This is a genomic window from Roseiterribacter gracilis (assembly GCA_018332375.1).
Lineage (GTDB): Bacteria > Pseudomonadota > Alphaproteobacteria > BOG-932 > Roseiterribacteraceae > Roseiterribacter > Roseiterribacter gracilis.
The window spans coordinates 2274592-2295497 of the sequence record BOPV01000001.1 but is presented as its reverse complement, the minus strand read 5'-3'; the positions used below and the strand labels follow the sequence as shown (position 1 = coordinate 2295497).

Annotated in this window: 24 protein-coding genes and 1 tRNA gene; 16 read left to right on the top strand and 9 right to left on the bottom strand. The window is 64.5% G+C overall.

Translation table 11 applies throughout. The annotated features are described in order from the left end of the window. Positions 1-55: 55 nt before the first annotated feature. Together TMPK1_RS11285 and TMPK1_RS11280 are read right to left on the bottom strand one after the other, a co-directional pair. Positions 56-280, bottom strand: a complete 225-nt coding sequence (locus TMPK1_RS11285; RefSeq protein ID WP_420243109.1) for a DUF1150 family protein — start codon at positions 278-280, stop codon at positions 56-58. 37 nt (positions 281-317) lie between these two features. Beyond that, positions 318-803, bottom strand: a complete 486-nt coding sequence (locus TMPK1_RS11280) for an Hsp20 family protein (RefSeq protein ID WP_420243108.1) — start codon at positions 801-803, stop codon at positions 318-320. A 144-nt stretch (positions 804-947) separates the two neighbouring features. On the opposite strand from TMPK1_RS11280, the gene TMPK1_RS11275 reads away from it, so the two are divergent. The 5 genes from TMPK1_RS11275 to TMPK1_RS11255 all read left to right on the top strand — a co-directional run bounded on the left by TMPK1_RS11275 (position 948) and on the right by TMPK1_RS11255 (position 5923). Next, on the top strand, positions 948-2174 hold the full coding sequence (locus tag TMPK1_RS11275; RefSeq protein WP_420243107.1) for a winged helix-turn-helix domain-containing protein: 1227 nt from the start codon (positions 948-950) through the stop codon (positions 2172-2174). Beyond that, a complete protein-coding gene (locus TMPK1_RS11270) occupies positions 2171-2512 on the top strand; it encodes a hypothetical protein (RefSeq protein ID WP_420243106.1) in 342 nt (113 codons plus the stop codon). Before TMPK1_RS11275 ends, TMPK1_RS11270 begins: the two co-directional genes overlap by 4 nt. A 303-nt stretch (positions 2513-2815) precedes the next feature. Then, positions 2816-4993: a prolyl oligopeptidase family serine peptidase gene (locus TMPK1_RS11265; protein WP_420243105.1), complete on the top strand. Its 2178-nt coding sequence runs from the start codon at positions 2816-2818 to the stop codon at positions 4991-4993. A 13-nt stretch (positions 4994-5006) separates the two neighbouring features. Next, complete coding sequence (locus TMPK1_RS11260; protein WP_420243104.1) at positions 5007-5651, top strand: hypothetical protein; 645 nt, start codon at positions 5007-5009, stop codon at positions 5649-5651. Continuing rightward, positions 5648-5923 carry a hypothetical protein gene (locus tag TMPK1_RS11255; RefSeq protein ID WP_420243103.1) on the top strand — a complete coding sequence of 92 codons (276 nt, stop codon included), beginning with the start codon at positions 5648-5650 and terminating at the stop codon, positions 5921-5923. Before TMPK1_RS11260 ends, TMPK1_RS11255 begins: the two co-directional genes overlap by 4 nt. Here TMPK1_RS11255 and TMPK1_RS11250 read toward each other — a convergent pair. From TMPK1_RS11250 to TMPK1_RS11225, 6 genes are all read right to left on the bottom strand, one after another. Beyond that, positions 5920-6201: a hypothetical protein gene (locus tag TMPK1_RS11250; RefSeq protein ID WP_420243102.1), complete on the bottom strand. Its 282-nt coding sequence runs from the start codon at positions 6199-6201 to the stop codon at positions 5920-5922. The genes TMPK1_RS11255 and TMPK1_RS11250 overlap by 4 nt on opposite strands. Next, positions 6188-7567, bottom strand: coding sequence for a M20/M25/M40 family metallo-hydrolase (locus TMPK1_RS11245; protein ID WP_420243101.1), 1380 nt, complete (start codon positions 7565-7567; stop codon positions 6188-6190). The genes TMPK1_RS11250 and TMPK1_RS11245 overlap by 14 nt, the downstream gene beginning before the upstream one ends. A 99-nt stretch (positions 7568-7666) precedes the next feature. Next, on the bottom strand, positions 7667-8368 hold the full coding sequence (locus TMPK1_RS11240) for a GDSL-type esterase/lipase family protein (protein WP_420243100.1): 702 nt from the start codon (positions 8366-8368) through the stop codon (positions 7667-7669). Continuing rightward, positions 8365-9153: a rhamnogalacturonan acetylesterase gene (locus TMPK1_RS11235; RefSeq protein WP_420243099.1), complete on the bottom strand. Its 789-nt coding sequence runs from the start codon at positions 9151-9153 to the stop codon at positions 8365-8367. Before TMPK1_RS11235 ends, TMPK1_RS11240 begins: the two co-directional genes overlap by 4 nt. Before the next feature lie 83 nt (positions 9154-9236). After that, positions 9237-9312 (bottom strand) — tRNA-Ala (locus tag TMPK1_RS11230). 83 nt (positions 9313-9395) lie between these two features. Continuing rightward, the gene (locus TMPK1_RS11225) at positions 9396-9743 is read right to left on the bottom strand and encodes a TIGR02300 family protein (RefSeq protein WP_420243098.1); all 348 of its coding nucleotides are present in this window, start codon (positions 9741-9743) and stop codon (positions 9396-9398) included. A 102-nt stretch (positions 9744-9845) separates the two neighbouring features. Here TMPK1_RS11225 and aroA point away from each other — a divergent pair, with 102 nt between their 5' ends. The 11 genes from aroA to TMPK1_RS11170 all read left to right on the top strand — a co-directional run bounded on the left by aroA (position 9846) and on the right by TMPK1_RS11170 (position 20063). After that, on the top strand, positions 9846-11186 hold the full coding sequence (gene aroA, locus TMPK1_RS11220) for a 3-phosphoshikimate 1-carboxyvinyltransferase (RefSeq protein WP_420243097.1): 1341 nt from the start codon (positions 9846-9848) through the stop codon (positions 11184-11186). Further along, positions 11183-11869, top strand: a complete 687-nt coding sequence (locus TMPK1_RS11215; protein WP_420243096.1) for a (d)CMP kinase — start codon at positions 11183-11185, stop codon at positions 11867-11869. Before aroA ends, TMPK1_RS11215 begins: the two co-directional genes overlap by 4 nt. 117 nt (positions 11870-11986) lie before the next feature. Further along, positions 11987-13696 carry a 30S ribosomal protein S1 gene (rpsA, locus tag TMPK1_RS11210; RefSeq protein ID WP_420243095.1) on the top strand — a complete coding sequence of 570 codons (1710 nt, stop codon included), beginning with the start codon at positions 11987-11989 and terminating at the stop codon, positions 13694-13696. 208 nt (positions 13697-13904) lie between these two features. Beyond that, positions 13905-14204 (top strand): integration host factor subunit beta, encoded by a 300-nt coding sequence (gene ihfB / locus TMPK1_RS11205; RefSeq protein ID WP_420243094.1) that lies wholly within the window; start codon positions 13905-13907, stop codon positions 14202-14204. A gap of 85 nt (positions 14205-14289) precedes the next feature. Further along, positions 14290-14673, top strand: a complete 384-nt coding sequence (locus TMPK1_RS11200) for a lipopolysaccharide assembly protein LapA domain-containing protein (RefSeq protein ID WP_420243093.1) — start codon at positions 14290-14292, stop codon at positions 14671-14673. Between the two features lie 20 nt (positions 14674-14693). Beyond that, positions 14694-14873 (top strand): hypothetical protein, encoded by a 180-nt coding sequence (locus tag TMPK1_RS11195; protein WP_420243092.1) that lies wholly within the window; start codon positions 14694-14696, stop codon positions 14871-14873. After that, positions 14870-15568, top strand: coding sequence for an orotidine-5'-phosphate decarboxylase (gene pyrF / locus TMPK1_RS11190; protein ID WP_420243091.1), 699 nt, complete (start codon positions 14870-14872; stop codon positions 15566-15568). Before TMPK1_RS11195 ends, pyrF begins: the two co-directional genes overlap by 4 nt. 99 nt (positions 15569-15667) lie before the next feature. Further along, a complete protein-coding gene (locus TMPK1_RS11185) occupies positions 15668-16765 on the top strand; it encodes an HlyD family secretion protein (RefSeq protein WP_420243090.1) in 1098 nt (365 codons plus the stop codon). Positions 16766-16767: 2 nt separating this feature from the next. Next, positions 16768-18348, top strand: coding sequence for an MFS transporter (locus TMPK1_RS11180; RefSeq protein WP_420243089.1), 1581 nt, complete (start codon positions 16768-16770; stop codon positions 18346-18348). Positions 18349-18366: 18 nt separating this feature from the next. Continuing rightward, on the top strand, positions 18367-19011 hold the full coding sequence (locus tag TMPK1_RS11175; protein WP_420245651.1) for a phosphoribosylanthranilate isomerase: 645 nt from the start codon (positions 18367-18369) through the stop codon (positions 19009-19011). A 134-nt stretch (positions 19012-19145) separates the two neighbouring features. After that, the gene (locus TMPK1_RS11170) at positions 19146-20063 is read left to right on the top strand and encodes a LysR substrate-binding domain-containing protein (protein WP_420243088.1); all 918 of its coding nucleotides are present in this window, start codon (positions 19146-19148) and stop codon (positions 20061-20063) included. On the opposite strand, the gene TMPK1_RS11165 is transcribed toward TMPK1_RS11170, so the two are convergent. Next, positions 20060-20845, bottom strand: coding sequence for a hypothetical protein (locus tag TMPK1_RS11165; protein WP_420243087.1), 786 nt, complete (start codon positions 20843-20845; stop codon positions 20060-20062). The two genes, TMPK1_RS11170 and TMPK1_RS11165, sit on opposite strands and share 4 nt — an antisense overlap. Positions 20846-20906 lie beyond the last annotated feature (61 nt).

The window sequence follows — 20906 nt, the reverse complement described above, 5'->3', positions numbered from 1 at the left end:
CGATCGATCTATCTCAGAACATCAAAGGGCGGCCATTTGGCCGCCCTTTTCGTATTCAGTGCAGGCTGACCGGTTCCAGTTCGTGCTGCTGCATCGCGGCCCACGCGATCTCCGCCGATGGCACGACGGCGAGCTGTGCGCCGTCCGCGCCATGGATGGCGTAGACATGTTCACCGTCGACCGTCAGCGGACGCACATAGGCGACCTCGTTTACGCCGAAGGCGAGCCAGTCGCGGTCGGTGAACCGCTTCTGCAACAATCTGGTGTGCGTATCAGTCATCTTTCGTACTCCTGCCGATCCCGCCTGGGTTCAGCGCTTAAGAGGCTCGCTCAGTACCGTGTCCGCTTTTGGGCACGTCGATCGTGGCTGCATTTCCTTCAACACGCGAAGTCGCCTTTTTGATCTCGACTGTTCGTACCCGGCTGTCGGGCACCGGTCGCGACAGGTCGATGTGAAGCAAACCATCGGCCAAGGCGGCGCCAGTTACTTCAATTCCTTCTGCCAGAACAAAGCTGCGCTGGAACTGCCGCGCGGCGATGCCGCGATGCAGATAGACGCGGCTTGGCTCGTCCAGCTGCTTGCCGCGCACGACGAGCTGGCTGTCTTCGATTTGCACCGCCAAGTCGCGTTCCGCGAAGCCTGCGACCGCGATGGTGATGCGCAGCCGGTCTTCGCCGACCTGTTCGATATTGTAGGGCGGGTAGCCATCGGTCGCTGATTTGGCGATGCGATCGAGCGTGCGCTCGATGTGATCGAAGCCAAGCACCAGCGGGTGGTTCAGTAGCGACAAGCGGGTCGTCATCTCGAAGTGCCTCCTCGATCTCGAGCGAGCAACACGGGCAGATGACCCTCCTGGAGGCGACACCTGCTTCAAGAAATATGGTCGCCCAAGCAGCGGTTCAAGGTTGCGTGCCGCGACGCCCGCCCGCAGGCTCCGGCGCTGCAGATGTCAGCCCCTCCGCCGATTCTCGACCGTATCTCCGCCAATGAGGCTCGTCGCATCGCGGTCGCAGCGCAAGGACTTGCGGCGGCGCGTCCCAGCGGCCGTCTCGACCGCCGCCATTTGATGCGCGTGCTGGCGCGCACGCAGTTGTTGCAGATCGACTCGGTCAGCGTCGTCGCACGGGCGCACTATCTGCCGCTCTTTGCGCGTCTTGGGCCGTATCCGACGGAAATTCTCGACCGCGCCGCTTGGGGCCCGAAACGCGACCGCAGCCTGTTCGAATATTGGGGCCACGAAGCGTCGCTGCTACCGCTGGACTTGCAGCCGCTGCTGCGCTGGCGCATGGCGCGCGCGTCGCGCGGGCAGGATATGTATAGCGGGCTCGCCAAGTTCGGGCTGGAAAACAAGAAGATCGTCAAACGCGCGCTCGACGAAGTGCGCGCACGCGGCCCGATTTCGGCCGGCGAAATCGAATCCGCCACCAAACGCAGCGGCGGGTGGTGGGGCTGGGACGAAAGCAAACGCGCGCTGGAATTCCTGTTCTGGGCCGGCGAGATCACCACAGCGACGCGTCGCGGGTTCGAACGCGTCTACGATCTGCCGGAACGTGTCCTGCCAGCCGCAATCTTGAATCTGCCGACGCCGCGCGAAGACGAAGCGCATCGCGTCTTGGTGCAGCGCGCGGCCAGTTCGTTCGGCATCGCAACCGAACGCGACCTGCGCGACTATTTTCGTTTGAACCCGGAGGATTCCAAACGCGCCGTGGCGCAGCTCGTCGAAGACGGCGCGTTGCAGAAAGTGGCCGTCGAAGGCTGGCGCGACGCAGCTTATCTCGATCCGTTGGCGGCGCGGCCGAAACGCGTCAATGGCGCGGCGCTGTTGGCGCCGTTCGATCCGCTGGTGTGGGAGCGCGACCGCACCGAGCGCATGTTCGGCTTTCGCTACCGGATCGAAATCTACGTGCCGGCGCACAAGCGCACGCACGGCTATTACGTGCTGCCGTTTCTGTTGCGCGACCGGTTGGTCGCGCGCGTCGACGTCAAATCCGACCGCGCGCACGGTACGCTGCGCGTGCACGGCGCCTGGGGCGAAGCCGGGATTGACGTTGCGGTCGTTGCATCCGCGTTGCTGGCCGAGCTGCGCGCGCTAGCGGATTGGATCGGGCTGGAAAAGATCACGATCGGCAACAAGGGCGATCTCGCCCAACCGTTGAAGCGGGCTGCGAAATGATGCGCGCGTTGCTGCTTGCGCTGTTGTTGCTTGCGACGCCGGCTGCAGCCAGCGACGCCTATTGGGCGCGGCCGGACAGCCTGCCCGAACACTTTGCCAAACATGGCGAAGAAGTCGGTGCGCGCAGCCCGCGCGAATATGTGCAGCTCGCGGCGCGATTGCTGCAGCGCGCAGAACGCGGTGAGATTCCATTGAAAGTGGCGCGCGACGGCACAATGCGCGCTTACGATCCTGCGACGCGCCTGTTCGGCGCCTACAATCGTGACGGCGGCATTCGCACCTTGTTCGTGGCGCGCGACCCGCATTATTTCGACCGTCAACCTGGGCAGTTGAAATGAATTTCACGTGCCCGGTTTGCGGCTTTCCAAGTCTCACTTCGTCACCAAAAGACACAAGCGGACACGGCTCGCTCGAGCTCTGCCCGTGCTGCGGCTTTCAGTTTGGCGTCGATGACGAGGATCGTCATTGGAGTTACGCGCGCTGGCGTGCGGTCTGGATCGCCGAAGGGATGCAATGGCGCGGCGCACAACAACCGCCAGCCGATTGGAGCCCGCGCGCGCAACTTGCCGCGATCGGACGTCGCGCGCCCTTTTCTGGGTAACAAGGCTTCTCTACCTTCGAACTGGTCTTCGGAGGTTGTCATGCGTCTGCCCGTTCTCGCCTTTGCCACCTGCATCGCTGCGCCGTTGGCCGCGTTTGCCGCCGATCAAAGCGCGCCGCCGACCGCGACGGTCGGCGTTACCGACACAATCCAGGGCGTGACCGTCGCCGACCCATATCGTTGGCTGGAAAATGCCGACGACCCCAAAGTCAAAGCATGGAGCGACGCGCAGAATGCACGCGCGCGCTCCTATCTCGACGCGCTGCCGACACGCGCCGGTATCAAGTCGAAACTGACGCAACTGATCACACAGACATCGAGCGCCTTCTACGCGCTCGATCCGCGTCCGGGCGTCGTGTTCGCGATGTTCAACGATCCGCCCAAGCAACAGCCGATGCTGGTGGTGCTGAACGAGAATGCCGATCCCGACAGCCGCCGCGTCGTGCTGGATCCGAACGTGCTCGACGTCAAAGGCGGCTACGCGATCGATTGGTTCGTGCCGTCACCCGACGGCAGCAAGATCGCGGTGTCGCTCAGCCAGGGCGGCAGCGAAGACGGAACGCTGCATGTCTATGACGTCGTCAGCGGCAAAGAAATCGAAGCGCCGATTCCGCGCGTGCAATATCCGACCGCGGGCGGCAGCGCCGCCTGGACGCGCGACGGCACCGGCTTCTGGTACACGCGCTTTCCCGGCGACGAACGTCCCGAAAGCGAGCGGCATTTCCACCAGCAGGCCTATTTCCACAAACTCGGCGACGACTGGAAGAAAGACGTCGTCGTGCTGGGTGCCAAGCAGGGATTGCCACGCGTCGCGGAAATCGTGCTCGACAATCGCGCTGCTGCCGACACGGTGCTGGCCTCGGTGCAGAAGGGCGATGGCGGCGAGTGGGAACATTGGCTGCTGAAGCGCGGCGCCGAACCGGTCCGCTTCGCCAGGTTTGAAGACCGGGTCGTTGCCGCATCGATCGGCGGCGACAACGCGATCTACGCCATCAGCCGTCAAAGCGCGCCGATGGGCAAGGTGCTGAAACTGTCGCTCGACAAACCGTCGTTGAAGAACGCGAAAGTGATCGTCGCCGAAAGCAACGTCGCCATCGTTACCAACGAAGCGGCAAAGTCACTGGCGCTGACCAAAGACCGTTTGTTCGTGCACGACATTATCGGCGGTCCGAGCCAGGTGCGCGTGTTCGACCATGACGGCAACGCCAAGGGCGTTCTGCCGGTGCCCGAGATTGCCGGTGTCGATGATATCGAGCCGTTGGCCTCCGGCGACGTTCTCTATGCGGTCTCGACCTATCTGCGTCCGCGCTATTACGTGCGCTGGCGTGCGTCGACGGGCAAAGCGGACGAGACTAAGCTTGCCGTTACCAGCCCGGTGACGTTCGACGATGCCGAAGTGGTGCGCGAATTCGCGACCTCGAAAGACGGCACCAAAATTCCGGTCAACATCATCCGCAAGAAGGGCATCAAGCTCGACGGCACCAATCCGGCCTTGCTGTACGGCTATGGCGGTTACGGCGTGAACCAGGAGCCGTATTTCGCCGGCCCGCGCACGCGCCTTCTGCTCGACGGCGGCGGCGTTTATGCGATTGCCAATATTCGCGGCGGCGCCGAGTACGGCGAGAAATGGCACCTCGAAGGCAATCTGCTGAAGAAGCAGAACGTGTTCGACGATTTCTACGCCGCCGCGCAGCATCTGATCGCGCGCGGTTATACGCGATCCGACAAGCTGGCGCTAATGGGCGGTTCGAACGGCGGCCTGTTGATGGGTGCGACCGTGACGCAGCATCCCGATCTGGCGCGCGCCGTCATTTCGTCGGTCGGCATTTACGACATGCTGCGCGTCGAGCTGGATCCGAACGGCGAATTCAACGTCACGGAATTCGGTTCGGTGAAAAACAAGGAACAGTTCAAGGCGCTCTACGCCTATTCGCCGTACCATCGCATCAAGCCCGATACGAACTATCCCGCGATGCTGCTCATGACCGGAGCCAATGACGGTCGCGTGAACCCGATGCAGTCGCGCAAATTCACCGGCGCGATTCAGGCGGCAACCAAGTCGAACCAGCCGATCTTGCTGCGCACCAGCGCCAATTCCGGTCACGGCATCGGCAGCGCGTTGAGCGAGAAGATCGATCAGCAAGCCGACATGCTGGGCTTTCTGTTCGACCAGCTCGGCATGCGCTGGACCGACCCCGCGCCGCCGCCCACGCGTTAAGAGGCGCGCTGAGGTGACGCTCGAAGCACCGCTGGCCGCGCTGCTGGCCCAAGCGCCTGCGATGGATGCGGCGCTGGCCGCGCGCTTTGTCGCCGCCATGCGCGATCCACGTGCACGCGACGCGGCTGTGGTCGACGCCAAGCGTGCGTTCGTCGCCGATGCCGAGCGCACCACGCGTTTCGCGGGTGCCGCCCAACATGTCAGCGAGCGGTTTCAGGATCAGACGACCGCAGCCACCGCGCTGGCGCTGGCGCGCGCGTTGGGCGACGCATTCGCGGCACGGCGCGCGGCTGACGATGCCGCATTGGCGGCGCTGGCGCGCGTGCGCGGCGCGATGGATCCGCTGCCACCGCCGCGCCGCGACGAGCTGGCGCGCATCACCGAGCAACATGTGCGTCTGTTCGAGCTGGAACGCGACACGGCGCTGACCTTGGAATGCGCCTCGGTGCGGGTCGCAGCCGGCCTGACTGCAGAGGCTGGTTTGACCGGCGAAGAGCTGACGCCGCTGGTCGATACGATGCTGGAACGGTGGAGCGAGGTCTTGCGTGTCAATGTCGATCGGGTTGAAACGATCGGCGCACGGATCGAACGTTCGTTGGAGAAGACGCGGCAGGCCCGCGCGAAATGGCAAGGCTGGACCGAGATGCACGCAGCATGAGCGAACAAGAAGAAACGCCGGAACTCGGCGCACGCTTTGTCGAATGGGTCGGTGCGATCGCACGGCTGGTTGAAGAGCAAGACCGGTTGCGGCAGGTGAATGCGACCTTGGCGGGTCAGGTCGAAGCCATGGCGCAAGAGCTGGCCGAGTTGCGCGCGCAGTTGGGCCAAGTGCCGGGCGCGCTGGAACGCGCCGCCAAGGCCGAAACCAAACTGGCGGTCGACGCCAAGATCAAAGAGCTCGAAACGCTCTGGAAGAAGCGGAAGGGTTAGAGCTTCGCGACCATTGCGGCGCGTTCGTCATCGAACGTGCCGTCCGCGGCCGGTTGTTTCGCACGCCCGTACCAGTAGCGCGCATTCGACATATCACCTTCGATCCGATGCAGATGCGCGTGCACCCAGGCATGCGCCTGGTCGTCGCCCGCCTGCGCCAGCTCGTGCGCCGCGGTCCAATCGCCACGCGCCGCATGCCACAGCGCTTGCAGCGGACGTGACCAGCCTTGCGGTGGTGTGTCCGCTGTCAGCGCGGCTTCGAACTCACTTCGATCCACGTTTCAGCGACTCCGGATGCGTCGCTGCGAGCCACGCCGCCGTCGCGTAGGCGGCGCTGGATTGCGCGATCGCCGTCGCGTCGACTTTGTCGAGCGTGTCGTCTTCGGTGTGGTGCACGTCGAAATAATCGGTGCCGTCGAGCGCGAGGCCGATCGTCGGTACGCCGGCGCGATTGATCGGGCCCAGATCGGGACCGACCTCCGCTTTGCCGTCGCCGGCATCGACTTTCAACGCAGCCAGTCCGGTGCGGAGGCTGGTCTGCAACGCTGCCGGGAAGCTCGCATCCGGCGTGACCCGGTAGACCGGACCGGACCCGAAATCGGCTTCCATCGCGGCGACGTGTTTCACCAGCTCGTCCTTGTGCGCTTCGGCGTAGGCGGTCGCGCCTTTGATGCCGATTTCTTCGCCCGCGAACATCACGACGCGGATGGTGCGTTTGGTCTTGCCGCGTTCGGCAATCGCCTTGGCCGCCGACACGGTGATGCCGATGCCGGCGCCGTCATCGATTGCGCCGGTGCCGAGATCCCAACTGTCGAGATGGGCGCCGAGCAGAACGATCTCGTCACTCGATCCGTCGCCCGGAATTTCGCCGACGACGTTGTAGGCGGTTGCTGGCGCGCTGGTGCTGCGCAGATCGAGGAACAGTTTCGCCGGCCCGCGTTCCAACGCGCGGCTCAGCTGGTCGGCGTCGGGATTGGACAAGGCAGCAACCGGAATGGTCGGGAAATCGGCGCGCCACGACGCAGTTCCCGTGTGCGGAAACCGATGCGAGTCGGTGCCGACCGAACGGATCACGGCTGCAATCGCGCCGCGTTCTTTCGCCAACGGAGCTGCGCGCGTACGCATCCCGACTGCTTCGCCGTAGCCGGTGCCGTTTTTCGTACGGCGTGTATGGACATCGACGAACGCGATCTTGCCGGTCAGCGAGCCCGGGGCCGAAGCTTCCAGCGCGGCGAGCGTCGGGAAGCGAACGACCTCAGCTTCGATGCCCTTGTCGGGTGTTGACGGGCTGTCGCCCAGTGCGGCGACGCGCAAGGTTTGACGCGTTACGCCTACCAGTTCGGCCCGGTCGCTGATGCGCTGCCAGGCAGACGGCACTTTCACTTCTTCGCGCCGCACATTGACGAAGCCGAGCTCTTTCAATTTGCGCTCGCCCCACGCGACTGCGGCGGCGTCGCCGGGCGAGCCCAGCGGACGCGCGCCAACTTCGGTGGTCAGCGAGCGGACAATTTCAAAGGCGAGGCCGCCATTCGATGCGCGCGTTTGAAAATCACGCGCGACGGCGGCGGGATCTTCGGCGGCAACGGCAAGGGCGGAGCTGGACAGGGTGGCCGCGCAAATGGCAGCGGTGAGGAGCGTGCGCATGGGCGCTAGTTTCGCCGGCCGCGTGCGATTGCGCCAGACGCTTTGAACGGCAACGGACTGTTCCGCGCACCGAAAGAAAGGCGATGCGCGCGCGTTGCCTTACGAACGCAAATACGGACGCAGCACCGGCAGCAGCCGCACCAGCTCTTCGCGAACGATGTTCGCATAGAACGTCGCGCCTTCAGGGCCGAGATGCGTGTAGTCGAACGGGTAGATGGTGGTGCCGGTTTTGGCCGCAGCGACCACGTTGTCCGGCGCCTCGTCCAGCGCCAGCCGCAGCGACTCGAACGGACCGAGCCCGTTCGTCACCGCTTCGCTGAGCGTGTTGAGATCAAGCAGCGCCGTCTGCGTGCGGGCGGCGACGGCACGTGTCGCCGCGGCCCATGGCGCCAGCTCGTTGCGTACACGGAAGTTGGTAAAGTGCCGGCGCACGAGCGGCGTCACGAGCACCGGCGTTCCGCCGGCGGCGCGCAACTCGGCGACATAGCGTTCGAGATTGGCGGGAAATTCGGTGACGAGATCGGTCGAGCGGCCAGGGTGGCCGGGCGCATCGTTGTGACCAAACTGAATCAGCACATAGCTCGGTAGGGGTGAAGCGCGCACGAGCTGCAAGACGTCGTCCCACAAGCCGTCGGCGCGATAGCTCAGCGTGCTGCGCGCTTCATAGGCGCGGTTGTAACAGACGACTTCGTCGCCGAAGCAAGCGAACAATGCCGCGCCGTACCCTGTATCGGCCGCCATGGTCGAATCGCCGACCAGGAACAGCTGCAAACGCGGTTCGGCGCGCGCTGGCGTCGTCATTGCGCGCGCAAATACGGACGCAGAACGGGCAGAGCCTGCACCAACGCGTCGCGCATGATCCGCGCGTAGAAGCGGGCGCCGTCGGGTCCGACATGCGTGTAGTCGAACACGACCTTGGGCGTGCCTTGCGGCTCGGTACCACCAGCAACCTTCGGCGCCTCAATCGTCGTCCCGGTCTTGGCCGCAGCGGTGACGCTGTCGGGCGCCGACGCTTGCGCCAGACGCAGCGACTCGACCGGACCCAGTTTGTTGGTTGCGTCTTCGCTGGCGCGGTTGAGATCGAGCAAGGTCGTTTGCGTGTGCGCAGCAACCGCGCGCGTCGCGTCGGCCCATGCGGCCAAGTCGTTGCGCAATTTGAAATCGGTGAATTGCCTTCGCACCAGCGGCGTCACCAGTACGGGCGTGCCGCCGGCTGCGCGCAGCTCGGCGACATAGCGTTCGAGATTGGCGGGAAACTCGGTTGCGAGATCGGTCGAACGGCCGGGCTTGCCGGGCTGGTCGTTGTGACCGAACTGAATCAGCACGTAGCTCGGCAGGTGTGAGGCGCGCACAATCGCCAGCACCTCGTCCCACAAACCTTCGGCGCGAAAGCTCGACGTGCTGCGGCCGCCGCGAGCGCGGTTGCGGCAATCAATCTCGTCGCTGAACGACGCGCACAGCGCTTCGCCGTAGCCCGTGTTGGGCGCCATGGTCGAATCGCCGACCAGGATGATCTGCAGACGCGGCTCGGCGCGCGCCGGTGAAATCGTCAGGAGCAGAAAAAAGAAGAGGAGCGTGCGGCTCAACCAGTCCTCCTACGCCGAGGCTTCGGAGGACACCCTTCGCGTTGCGAGGGTGGCCTGCCACCCGAAGCGCGCAGCGCGAAGGGTGGTGGAGCCAGGCGGGATCGAACCGCCGACCTCTTGCATGCCATGCAAGCGCTCTCCCAGCTGAGCTATGGCCCCATCATGCCGCCGCGCGTGGGGTGCGCTGGCGACGAGCGCGGGAACCTAGTCGTGGCTCCCGCGCAGTTCAAGTCCCGACCGCGTTAGCGTTCGTCGTCCGATTCTTCGACTTCGACTTCGGTCGCCAGATCGCCGTCCACATCGTCGTCGTCGGCTTCGATCAACGTGTCGTCGTCGGCGGTATCCGCGTCAGGCGCATCCGGATCGTCGGCATCGGGCACGATTTCCTCGATGTCCTCGACCGCGGCGACCTTCGCCGGTTTGCGCACTTCTTCGACCGAGCCCGAACGAACGCGGCGCGACTTCAACAGCGCGTCGGGATCATAGACGGTGCTGCAAGCCGGGCAGACTGGCGGCGACTTGCGGAAGTCGTAATAGCGCGTGCCGCAGTTCGGGCAGATGCGCTTGATGCCCCATTCCGGTTTGACCACCGCACGAAACTCCCTGGATTCCTGGCCGAAACGGCGAGGGCGGGTCCTTTGCCACGCACCCTCCCGCCTTGTCAAAAGGGAAAGGGCCTGTAGAAGCCACCCGTGTCCACACAAAAGCCGATCAAGCTCACCGGGTCCCGCGCACGGCCGCTTACGGGCCTTGCCCGCGTTGCCGGGGACAAGTCGATCTCGCACCGCTCCGTCATGCTCGGGGCCGTGGCGGTCGGCCGCACGCAGGTCGAAGGCCTGCTCGAAGGCGACGACGTGCTGGCGACCGCGGCAGCTTGCCGCCTGCTCGGCGCCCGGGTCGAACAGCTCGGCCCCGGCCGTTGGCAGATCGATGGCGTCGGGCTGGGCGGCCTCGCTGCTCCCGACCAGGTGCTCGATATGGGCAATAGCGGGACGGCGGCCCGTCTGCTGCTGGGACTGCTCGCCACACATGAATTGAGCGCGACCATGACCGGCGACGCGTCGCTGGTGAAACGGCCGATGGGCCGCGTGATCGAGCCGCTGTCGCGCATGGGCGCCAAATTCACCGCGCGCGACGGCAACAAGCTACCGCTGACGATCGAAGGCGCGGTGTTGCCGGTGCCGTTGGTCTACGAACTCCCGGTCGCGTCGGCGCAGGTGAAATCGGCGGTCCTGTTGGCCGGTCTCAACGCGCCGGGCGCAACCAGCGTCATCGAACGCGAACCGACGCGCGATCACACCGAACGCATGCTGGGTCATTTCGGCGCCGACATGCGCGTCGAAGATATCGGCAACGGCAAGCTGCAAGCGACCGTCGTCGGCCGTCCGGAATTGATCGCGCCGAAAGATCCGATCCGCGTGCCCGCCGATCCGTCGAGCGCCGCGTTTCCCTGCGTCGCCGCGCTGTTGATCGAAGGTAGCGAGATCAAATTGCCGGATGTCGGCACCAATCCGCGCCGCACCGGCCTCTATGAAACGCTGCGCGAAATGGGCGCCGATCTGCGCTTTGAAAACGAACGCGAAGAAGGCGGCGAACCGGTCGCCGATCTCGTCGTGCGCGCCAGCGAACTCAAAGCGGTCGACGTGCCGGCGTCGCGTGCACCGTCGATGATCGACGAATATCCGATCCTTGCGGTTGCTGCTGCTTGCGCGCGCGGCACGACGACGATGCGCGGGCTTGCCGAATTGCGCGTCAAGGAAAGCGATCGTCTGGCGATGATCGCAAACGGACTGGCTGCGTGCGGCGTGCGCGTTGAATCGGGCGACGACTGGTTGTCGATCACCGGCGACGGACGTCCGCCGGCGGGCGGTACCACCGTTGCGACTGCCTTCGATCACCGGATCGCGATGAGCTTTCTGGTGTTGGGCCAAGTGTCGGCGCAACCGATCGCGGTCGATGACGCAGCCGCGATCGCAACCTCGTTTCCCGATTTTGTCGCGCTGATGAACCGTCTCGGCGGTTCGATCTCGTGACGGAAAAACTTACGCCCGCGAGCGGGCGGAAACCTGCCACGCCGATCGCAATCGACGGGCCCGCCGCCAGCGGCAAAGGCACCTTGGCGCGGCGTGTGGCCGAGCATCTCGGCTTCGACTGGCTCGATACCGGGCTGCTCTATCGCGCGGTGGCCTTGTCGGTGCTGGATCGCGGCCTCGACCCGGCCCAGGCGGCAACAATTTTGAACCTGCGAATGCTGGGCGACCCGCGCCTGCGCGGCGATGAAATCGCCCAGGGCGCCTCGAAAGTGGCCGCGATTCCCGCGGTCCGGGCGGCCTTGCTGGCGTATCAGCGCGGCTTCGCCGAACGGCCCCCGGGCGGCAAGGGCGCGGTGCTGGATGGGCGGGACGTTGGGACTGTTGTCTGTCCGTCCGCCCCGGTGAAGCTTTTCGTGACCGCCGACGTCGGGATTCGGGCCCAAAGACGCTTGTCGGAGTTGCTTTCCCGGGGCTTGGCGACTACGTATGCCGCCGTTCTCGAAGACCTGCAGCAACGAGACGCGCGCGACAGCCAGCGAGCGGTAGCCCCGCTTCGACCTGCTGAAGACGCCTTGATGCTGGATACGTCGGCGCTCGACGCCGATCAGGCCCTGGCCAAAGCGCTGGATCTCATCCAGCAAAAGTCAGGTGGTTCTTTGGGGATGGGTTCGGCCAGCGCCTGACGCGATCCGAACTCTGTGCAACCTCCAGCCCCAGCCGGCTGTAGTCGCTTTGCTCCTGCGGGACAGCGCCACCGGCACCGGTAGATCCGACTGGGATCGACCAGAAAGTTTTTCCAAATGGCACAGGCACAAGCCGCGGTCCGCGACAGCGGTCGTGAAAGTTTTGCAGCTCTTCTCGAAGAGTCGCTCGGCGAACGTGAATCGTTCGAAGGCACTGTCGTTCGCGGCACCGTCGTTTCGATCGATAACGACTTCGCTGTCGTCGACGTCGGTCTGAAGAGCGAAGGTCGCGTTCCGCTGCGTGAATTCGCAGCCCCGGGCCAAGCGCCCGAGGTGAAGGTCGGCGACGTCGTCGAAGTGTTCGTGGAGCGCATGGAAGATCGCAACGGCGACGCCATGCTGAGCCGCGAAAAGGCCAAGCGCGAAGAAAGCTGGCTGGCGCTCGATCGCGCCTTCCAGAAGCAAGAGCGCGTGACCGGCGTGATCTTCGGCCGCGTGAAGGGCGGCTTCACCGTCGACCTCAACGGCGCCGTTGCGTTCTTGCCCGGCAGCCAGGTCGACATCCGCCCGGTGCGCGATGTGACGCCGCTGCTCGGCACGCCGCAACCGTTCCAGATCCTGAAAATGGATCGTGCGCGCGGCAACATCGTCGTGTCGCGTCGCGCCGTGCTCGAAGAAAGCCGCGCCGAAGCGCGCAGCGAACTCGTCGCAGCGCTCAAGGAAGGTCAGATCCTTTCGGGCGTGGTCAAGAACATCACTGACTACGGTGCGTTCGTTGATCTCGGCGGCGTCGACGGTCTGCTGCACGTCACCGACATCGCGTGGCGCCGTGTGAACCATCCGTCGGAAGCGCTGCAGATCGGCCAGACCGTGAAGGTCCAGGTCATCCGCTTCAACCCGGAAACCCAGCGCATCTCGCTCGGCATGAAGCAGCTGGAAGCCGATCCGTGGGAAGGCGTCGCCGCCAAGTTCCCGATCGGTGCCAACTTCAAGGGTCGCGTGACCAACATCACCGACTACGGCGCGTTCGTGGAACTGGAGCCGGGCATCGAAGGCCTGGTGCACGTGTCGGAAATGTCGTGGACGAAGAAGAACGTCCATCCGGGCAAGATCGTGTCGACCTCGCAAGAAGTCGAAGTGAAGGTCCTGGACGTCGATTCCAACAAGCGTCGCATCTCGCTCGGCTTGAAGCAGACGATGGAAAATCCGTGGGAAGGTTTCGCTGCGGCGAACCCGACCGGCACGGAGCTCGAAGGCGAAGTGAAGAACTCGACCGAATTCGGTCTGTTCGTCGGCCTGCCGGGCGACATCGACGGCATGGTGCACCTCTCGGACCTGTCGTGGGACGAAGAGGGCGAAGCCGCTCTCGCCAAGTTCAAGAAGGGCGAGAAGGTCAAAGTGAAGGTGCTCGAAGTCGACGTCGAGAAAGAGCGCATCTCGCTTGGCATCAAGCAGCTGACGGGCGACCCACACGAAGAAGCGATGAGCGGCCTGAAGAAGGGTGCCGTCGTGACCTGCCAGGTCACCGCGATCACCGATGGCGGTATCGAGGTTTCGGTCAACGGTTCGCTGCCGGGCTTCATCCGTCGTGCCGAACTGTCGCGTGAACGTTCGGAACAGCGCGCGGACCGTTTCGCCATTGGCGAAAAGGTCGACGCCAAGATCACCATGCTGGATCGGGCGGCCCGCCGCCTGAACCTGTCGATCAAGGCGCGCGAAGACGAAGAGGACAAGGCCGCGATGGCCGAGTTCGGTTCGTCCGACTCGGGTGCTTCGCTGGGCGACATCCTTGGTGCCGCGCTGAAGAAGAAGAAGGCTGACGAGTAATCCTCGCCCCTTCTGCTGAAGATCGAGGCCGCTGCCCTACCAAGGGCAGCGGCCTTTTCTTTTGCCAATGTGGCCCGGTGCAGGCCCGCCACAGAACCGAAAAGCCGTGCGATCCCAATGCGCTGTGCCTTGACGGAAGGCGCCGCCTTCGGCCAGGGTCGCCCGCATCCGCCAAGACGTTAAAGAGCGGGACCTTTCGGGGGATTGGATGACCAAGTCGGAGCTGATCGCTCGTCTGGCGGCGCGGAACCCACATCTGTTCCAGCGCGACGTCGAGCGCATCGTCTCAACCATCTTCGACGAGATCACGCGTGCGTTGGCGCGCGGCGATCGCGTCGAGTTGCGTGGGTTCGGCGCCTTCTCGGTGAAGGAGCGCGAGGCGCGGACCGGTCGCAACCCGCGCACCGGCGAAGCCGTGCCCGTGGCCGAGAAAGCCGTCCCGTTCTTCAAGACGGGCAAGCAGCTGCGCGAACGCCTCAACGGCGGCGTCGATCACGAACACGACTGAGTTTACGCGTGCGCACGGCACCGCCACGGCCTCCGGCGCGTTGTGCCATTGATGACCCTGCTTCGACCGTTCCTTTGGCGGCCCCATGAAAATCTCTGCCCGGCCTTTGCTGTGGATCCTGACCGCGCCGATCGTGGTCGTCGTCGTGCTGTTCGCGGTGTCGAACCTCGACTCAGTGACCTTGCATCTCTTTCCGCTGCCCTACGACCTGACGGTGCGGCTGTATCTGCTGACCTTGATCACCTTGTTCATGGGCTTCGTACTGGGCTCGATCGTGACCTGGGTTGCCGACCGCAAACGCCGCCGCGAAACGCGCGTGCAGGCCAAGCGCTTGCAGGAACTCGAACACGAATTGACCTTGGCCAAGCTGCGCGCGGCCGAAGCGGAACGCCGCCTGACCGAGATCACCGCGACCACCTTCGAAACCGCGCCGGTCGACGTGCCGGTGCCGCCGGTTCTCGCCGAGTAGGTCTGGCGGTGGCGCTCGCGATGCTGCCATTCCTCAGCAGCGGTTGCGTGCATGATCCTTGTCCGCGCATCAACGCGCGCATGCAGATTCTCGCGGCGGACCTGATGATGAATCCAAACCTGCTCGACTCCGAACCGGCAGCCGCCGACGCGCAGCGTCTCGCGATCGATTCCGTGCGCTATGGCTGCATCGCGCGATGACCGCGCTACCGAAAGTCTTCGCCGCGATCGACGTGCGCGATCTGGATCGCGCGACCGAACTTGCAGCCCAGCTTGCAGCGGCCGGCGTCGGCCTGAAATTCGGTCTCGAATTCTTTGTCGCGCATGGTGCGGCTGGCGTTGAGCGCGCGCGTCCGGCGGGCGCACCGTTGTTCCTCGATCTCAAGCTGCACGACATTCCCGCCACCGTCGAAGGCGCAGTCGCGAGCGCGATCGAAACGCTCGAGCCCGATTTTCTGACCGTCCACAGCAGCGGCGGCCCCGCAATGCTGACTGCTGCGATGAAGGCGGCGCGCGGATCGCGCACAAAAATTCTGGGCGTCACCGTGTTGACCAGTCTCGACGACAGCGATCTCGACGCGGTCGGACAAAAAGCACCGGTGCTGGATCAGGTCGTGCGTCTGGCACGCACCGGTTTGCATGCGGAGCTCGACGGTTTCATCTGCGCGCCGACCGATGCAGCAACGTTGCGCGCCACGATCGGCCGCGCGCCAATCCTGATGGTGCCTGGCATCCGTCCCGCCTGGGCTGCCGATGCCGGCGATCAGAAACGCGTGCTGACTCCCGCCCAAGCGATTGCGCTCGGCGCCGATCATCTCGTGATCGGCCGTCCACTGACCCAGGCCGCCGATCCGGCCGCCGCCGCGCGCAAAGTCCTCGCCGAACTCGCAGCCTGATCGCCGTAGCCTTCCGATACAAAGGACGAGCGGATCCTTCTCGACTTGCTCCGCCCGATCGCTGCACGATCCTTTCGCTGAACCAAGCCGAGGGGACAGATGGCCGACGCGCAATCGCAAGCACCCGTTGCTCCGGCGCCCGCACCGCCGCCACCCCCGTCAACCTGGAAACGTCTTGCAGTGCCGCTCAGCGCCTTAGCGTTGGTGCTGCTCCTCGTCGTGTTGGCCTCGGCGCGCTGGGTGCGTTGGCAGGGTGCGTCGTCGACGCAAGTCACCGACGACGCGGTGGTGAAGTCTGACACGACGCGGCTGTCGGCGCGCGTTGCAGGCAACATCAACCGCATTCCGGTGCAGGACTATCAAACCGTCAAAGCGGGCGAGCTGCTGCTCGAAATCGACTCGGCCGAATATGAAGCTGCCTTGGCGCAGGCCGACGCCAGCGTCGCGGGCGCGGTTGCGACGATCGAAAATCTCGACAACCAGAAAGCACTGCAACGCGCCGTCGTCGCACAAGCCGAAGCGCAACGCGCCGCCGCGCATGCCAGCGAGGTCCAGACGCGGCAGGAGCTGGAACGACAGAATTCACTGATCGCAGGCGGCCTGGCGGGCACGCGGCAGAAAGTCGAACTGGCGGTCGCGCAGCATGAAAAATCGCTGGCCGACGTCGCCGCGATCGAACGCACGATCGAGGCGCAACGCCGGCAGCTCGACGTGTTGAACGGGCAAGAAGCACAGCTGACGACGCAACTACGCGCGGCGCAGGCGCTGCGCGTCAATGCCGAGCTGCGGTTGCGCTACACCCGCGTGACCGCACCGTTCGACGGCGTCGTCGGCGAACGGCAGGTGCATGAGGGCGACTACGTCAATGTCGGCACCAACCTCGTGTCGGTCGTGCCGCTGCCCAACGTGTTCGTCACCGCCAACTACAAAGAAACCCAACTGACGCGCGTGCAGCCGGGACAGAAGGTCGACATCCGCGTCGACACCTTCCCGGGTGAAGTGCTGCAGGGGCATGTCGCGCGCTTGTCGCCGGCCAGCGGCTCGACCTTTGCGCTGCTGCCGCCCGACAATGCGACCGGCAACTTCACCAAAGTCGTACAGCGCATTCCGGTGCGGATCGAATTTGAACCCGGCCAGAAGCTGGTCGCCCAGCTCCGCCCCGGCATGTCGGTGGTGACGCGCATCCACGTCGACTGAGCATGGCCGAGCAACAAATCTCGACCGGTCCAGTCTCTGCTGCGTCACCGACGCAGCGGCCGCTGCTGGCTGTCGCGGCGGTTCTGCTGGGCTCGTTTCTGACTGGCTTCGACACGCGCTTTCTGTCGATCGGTCTGCCCGATTTGCGCGGCGCATTCGGACTCGGCTTCGACGAAGGGGCGTGGCTGGCGACGATCACGACCAGCGCGCAACTGATTGCAGCCCCTGCGGTTGCGTGGCTCGCGACCGCGTTCGGCATTCGTCTCGTGATGATTCCGGCCTGTCTGATTTACGCCGTGACGTCGCAGACGATTCCGTTCGTGCGCGACGTCGAAACCTTGTACGTGCTGCATTTCATCCACGGTCTGATGCTGGGCGCATTCATTCCGGCGACCTTGATGATCATCTTTCGGCATCTGCCGCCGAAATGGTGGTTGCCGGCTTTGGCCGTCTACGTGTTCCGCTCGCCGTTCTCGCTCAATTTTGGCGTGTCCCTCGTCGGCTTCTATACGCAGGTCGTGGGCTGGCACGCGCTGTACGGGCAGCATGTTGCGCTGTCGCTGTTGATGGCGGCGCTGGTCTGGTTCGGCGCCGCGCGCGATCCGATCAATCGCCAGCTGGTTCGCAACGCCGATTGGGCTGGCATGCTGTTTCTCGGCATCGGCACGGCGATGATTTACGCCGGCCTCGATCAGGGCAACCGACTCAACTGGCTCGAATCCGGCACGGTGATGAGTTTGCTGGCCGGCGGCACCGTGCTGATGATTCTATTTTTCATCAATGAAGCGGTGGTGGCCGAACCTTGGGCGCATTACAGCGTGCTGGCTTCGCACAATGTCGCGCTCGGAATCGCGATCATTCTGATCTATGCGGTGACGAGCCTGTCGAACAGCCTGCTCACGCCGAACTTTCTGATCAACGTCGCGCAACTACGGCCCGAACAGGTCGGCGACTTGTTGCTGCCGTATCTCGTGCTGCCGTTGATCGTGGCGATGTTCGTCGGCGTCTGGTTCCTGCGCCACTACGATGCCCGGATCCTGATCGCGATTGGCTTTACCGCATTCGGTCTCGCGGCCTGGCTCGGTACCGGCCTGACGCAGCTCTGGCGCGGCGAGAATTTCATTCCGCTCGCGCTGTTGCAGGCAGTCGGTCACGCTTTCACCTTTCTCGGCGTGCTGATCTTCATTATTTCGAATGCTGATCCGAAACGTGCGACCGCGTTCGGCGCTTATGTGCAGGTGGTGCGCCTCGACGGGATCGAAATCGGCACGTCGCTGATGGCGACCTGGGTCCGCGTGCGCGAGCAGCTCCATTCGAATCTGCTGGGTCAGTATGTCGGCGCCGGCGACAGCGATACGGTCCAAGCGCTGCATCAACTGACCGGTGGCTTTGCGCGCGGCAGTTCGGCCGAAGTTGCCACCGCGCGCGGCGTCGCCACCTTGGCGTCGCGGGTCACGCGCGAGGCAAATGTGCTGGCCTATATCGATGCGTTCGAAGTCGCCTTCGCCGCCGCCGTCGTCGGATTGCTGCTGGTGGCGATGCTGCGGCCTGCGCCCATCGGTCCCCTTTCTCCGAAACGGTAGTGCGCTAGCTTCGACGCCATCATGATCCAGGCGAAAATCTGCGGCGTACGGACGCCCGACGCGATCGCGGCTGCCGTTGCCGGCGGTGCGCGCGCCATCGGGCTGGTCTTTTTTCCCGCCAGTCCGCGCGCGGTCGATCCGAGCTTCGCCGCCGAACTGGCGCGCCAGGTGCCGACCGGCGTGCAGGTGATTGGCCTGTTCGTCGATCCGCAGAATGACGATCTTGAACGGATCGTCGGTCAGGTCCCGCTCGACATGGTGCAGCTGCATGGCAGCGAAACGCCCGAACGCGTCGCCGATGTGAAGTCGCGCTTCGGGCTGCCGGTGATGAAAGCAATCGCGATCGGCGACGCAGCCGATCTCGAACGCGCGCGCAGCTTCGAACTGGTGGCCGATCGTCTGTTGTTCGACGCCAAGGCGCCGGCCGGCGTGTCGTCCTTGCCCGGCGGCAACGGGCTGGCGTTCGATTGGACCTTGCTGGCGGGACAACGCTGGTCGCGTCCGTGGATGCTGGCGGGCGGTCTCAATCCTGACAATGTCGCGGCAGCAGTGCGTGCAAGTGGTGCGCAAGCGGTCGACGTATCGTCGGGTGTCGAAGATCGACCGGGTCACAAGAGTCCAGCAAAGATCAGCGCATTTCTTGCAGCGCTGCGTTCGCTCTAACGCACGGCGTTTTCGTCATCTGCGCGCTGTTTTGTGTCGTACCTGCGGGACGTTGTTCGCGGGAGCCGAGGCAATCAAGCGATGCAGAAATTCGATCAAGCCTGCAGCCTACTGCAGCATGTTGAGCGTGTGTCGTGAGCAACACATCGGGCAGCGCACCGATGCCGTTGCGCGTATTACCTTCACTGACGGCGCTGCAGGCATTCGTGCGATCCGCATCGCGCGGCAGTTTCCGACAGGCAGCAGATGAACTTGCGCTAAGCCCGTCGGCAATCAGCCATCAAGTGCGCAATCTGGAAGAACATTACGGCGTACGGCTGTTCGTCCGCGATGGCCGGAGCGTCCGGCTTACGAAAGGCGGCGAAGCGCTGCTCGACTCGGTTCGCCCCGCGCTGTTGCAGCTCGAAGACGCAAGCCGCAGTCTGCTGCAACACGGGCGTACGAGTCCGACGGAGTTGCGTGTCAGCGCACCGCCGCTCTTCATTTCGACGATTCTAATTCCCAACCTCGGTACCTTCGAGAAGCGTCTGCCATCGCTGACGTTGCGCATCGAAGCGTCCGAGAACGATCGGTATCTGGATGCGGTCTCGTGCGATTTCGCGATCCGCTTCGGACGTTTCGAGACGTTCGGCTTACACGCCGAGCCGCTGCTCGCGATCGGCTGCATGCCGGTTTGTGCGCCCAGCCTGCATGCAGCTTTGCAGCAGTCGCGCGACGGCTTGTGGCAGCAGACCTTGATTCACGTCGAAGGCCATCCGCGCGCCTGGGCAGACTGGTTTGGTGCGACGGAGGGCGGTCCGCTACGGCCGGGGCGCGAATTGTGGTTCGACAGTACGTGCGACGCGATCGAAGCGGCCGAACACGGGTTGGGCGTTGCGCTCGCGCCCAGCCCGCTAATCGAACGCCGCCGTGGCTTCGGCCAGACGTTGGTTGCGGCCGGGCCGGTGTCAGGCTCGGCCGAAACGATTCAACTTGCGACGCGCTCGGACATCCACGATGCGCCCTGGGCATGGACCTTTCGCGAGTGGCTCGCTGCTTCCGTCCTGTCTTAGCCGTGCGGTAGTTCGCTGAAGGCGAGTAGCCAGTTCACGACATCGTTCCACGCTGCCGTTTGCGATAATGGCACGCGTAGGACAGCGAAGCTCATCAAGATCGGAATGCTGCACGCATAGGCCGGATGCGGTCGGCCGCGGCGGCGAACGTCGATCACCATGCCGACAAAGACCGGCAGCAGGCCCAGCGCCGTGATGACGATCGCAGCCCCGACTGGCGGTGACTCACCGATTCCGGGCCGGGCGCCGGGCGCGTACCCACGCAAAGCGAAAAACACGAACCGTGCCGCGGCTGCGTTGAGCATCGTGCCGGTTGCAACCAGCATCAGGCGCTTGTGCACCTCCGGCCGGCGCACCATCAGCAATGCAGCCGTCACGAAGCATCCGAATTCCAGCACGGTGCTGACGGGCACAATCAAGAACGGACGTGCGGTCGCTTCGTATGGCGTGCCGAGACGGTGGCGCAGGCTTTCGATTGCGACCGCAACGCCCGTCACCACGAGCGCCGTCGCCAGCGCCACGCCGAACACACCCCAGCTTCGGTGCTTGCCGACCTGTCCGGTTACGATCCAACGCGTCTGCAACACCAGCAGGATCAACCAGCCGGTGGTGAGGATCGCGTGCAGATGTAGCAGCGGTGAGGCGATCACTGTGCCGCGCGGCAGCTGCACCCAATAGGTCGCAGAGAAGCCGATGATGGCGATCGCCAGGCACAACCAGGCCAGTGCTGCAAACGGACTGCGCGCAACGGCGCGGGGTTTGATGGTCGTCGTCGTCGACAAGAGGCGGCCCCATTCGATGCGAATCTCGAGGGGTCGGAACCTAATCGCGCACCGGCACGCC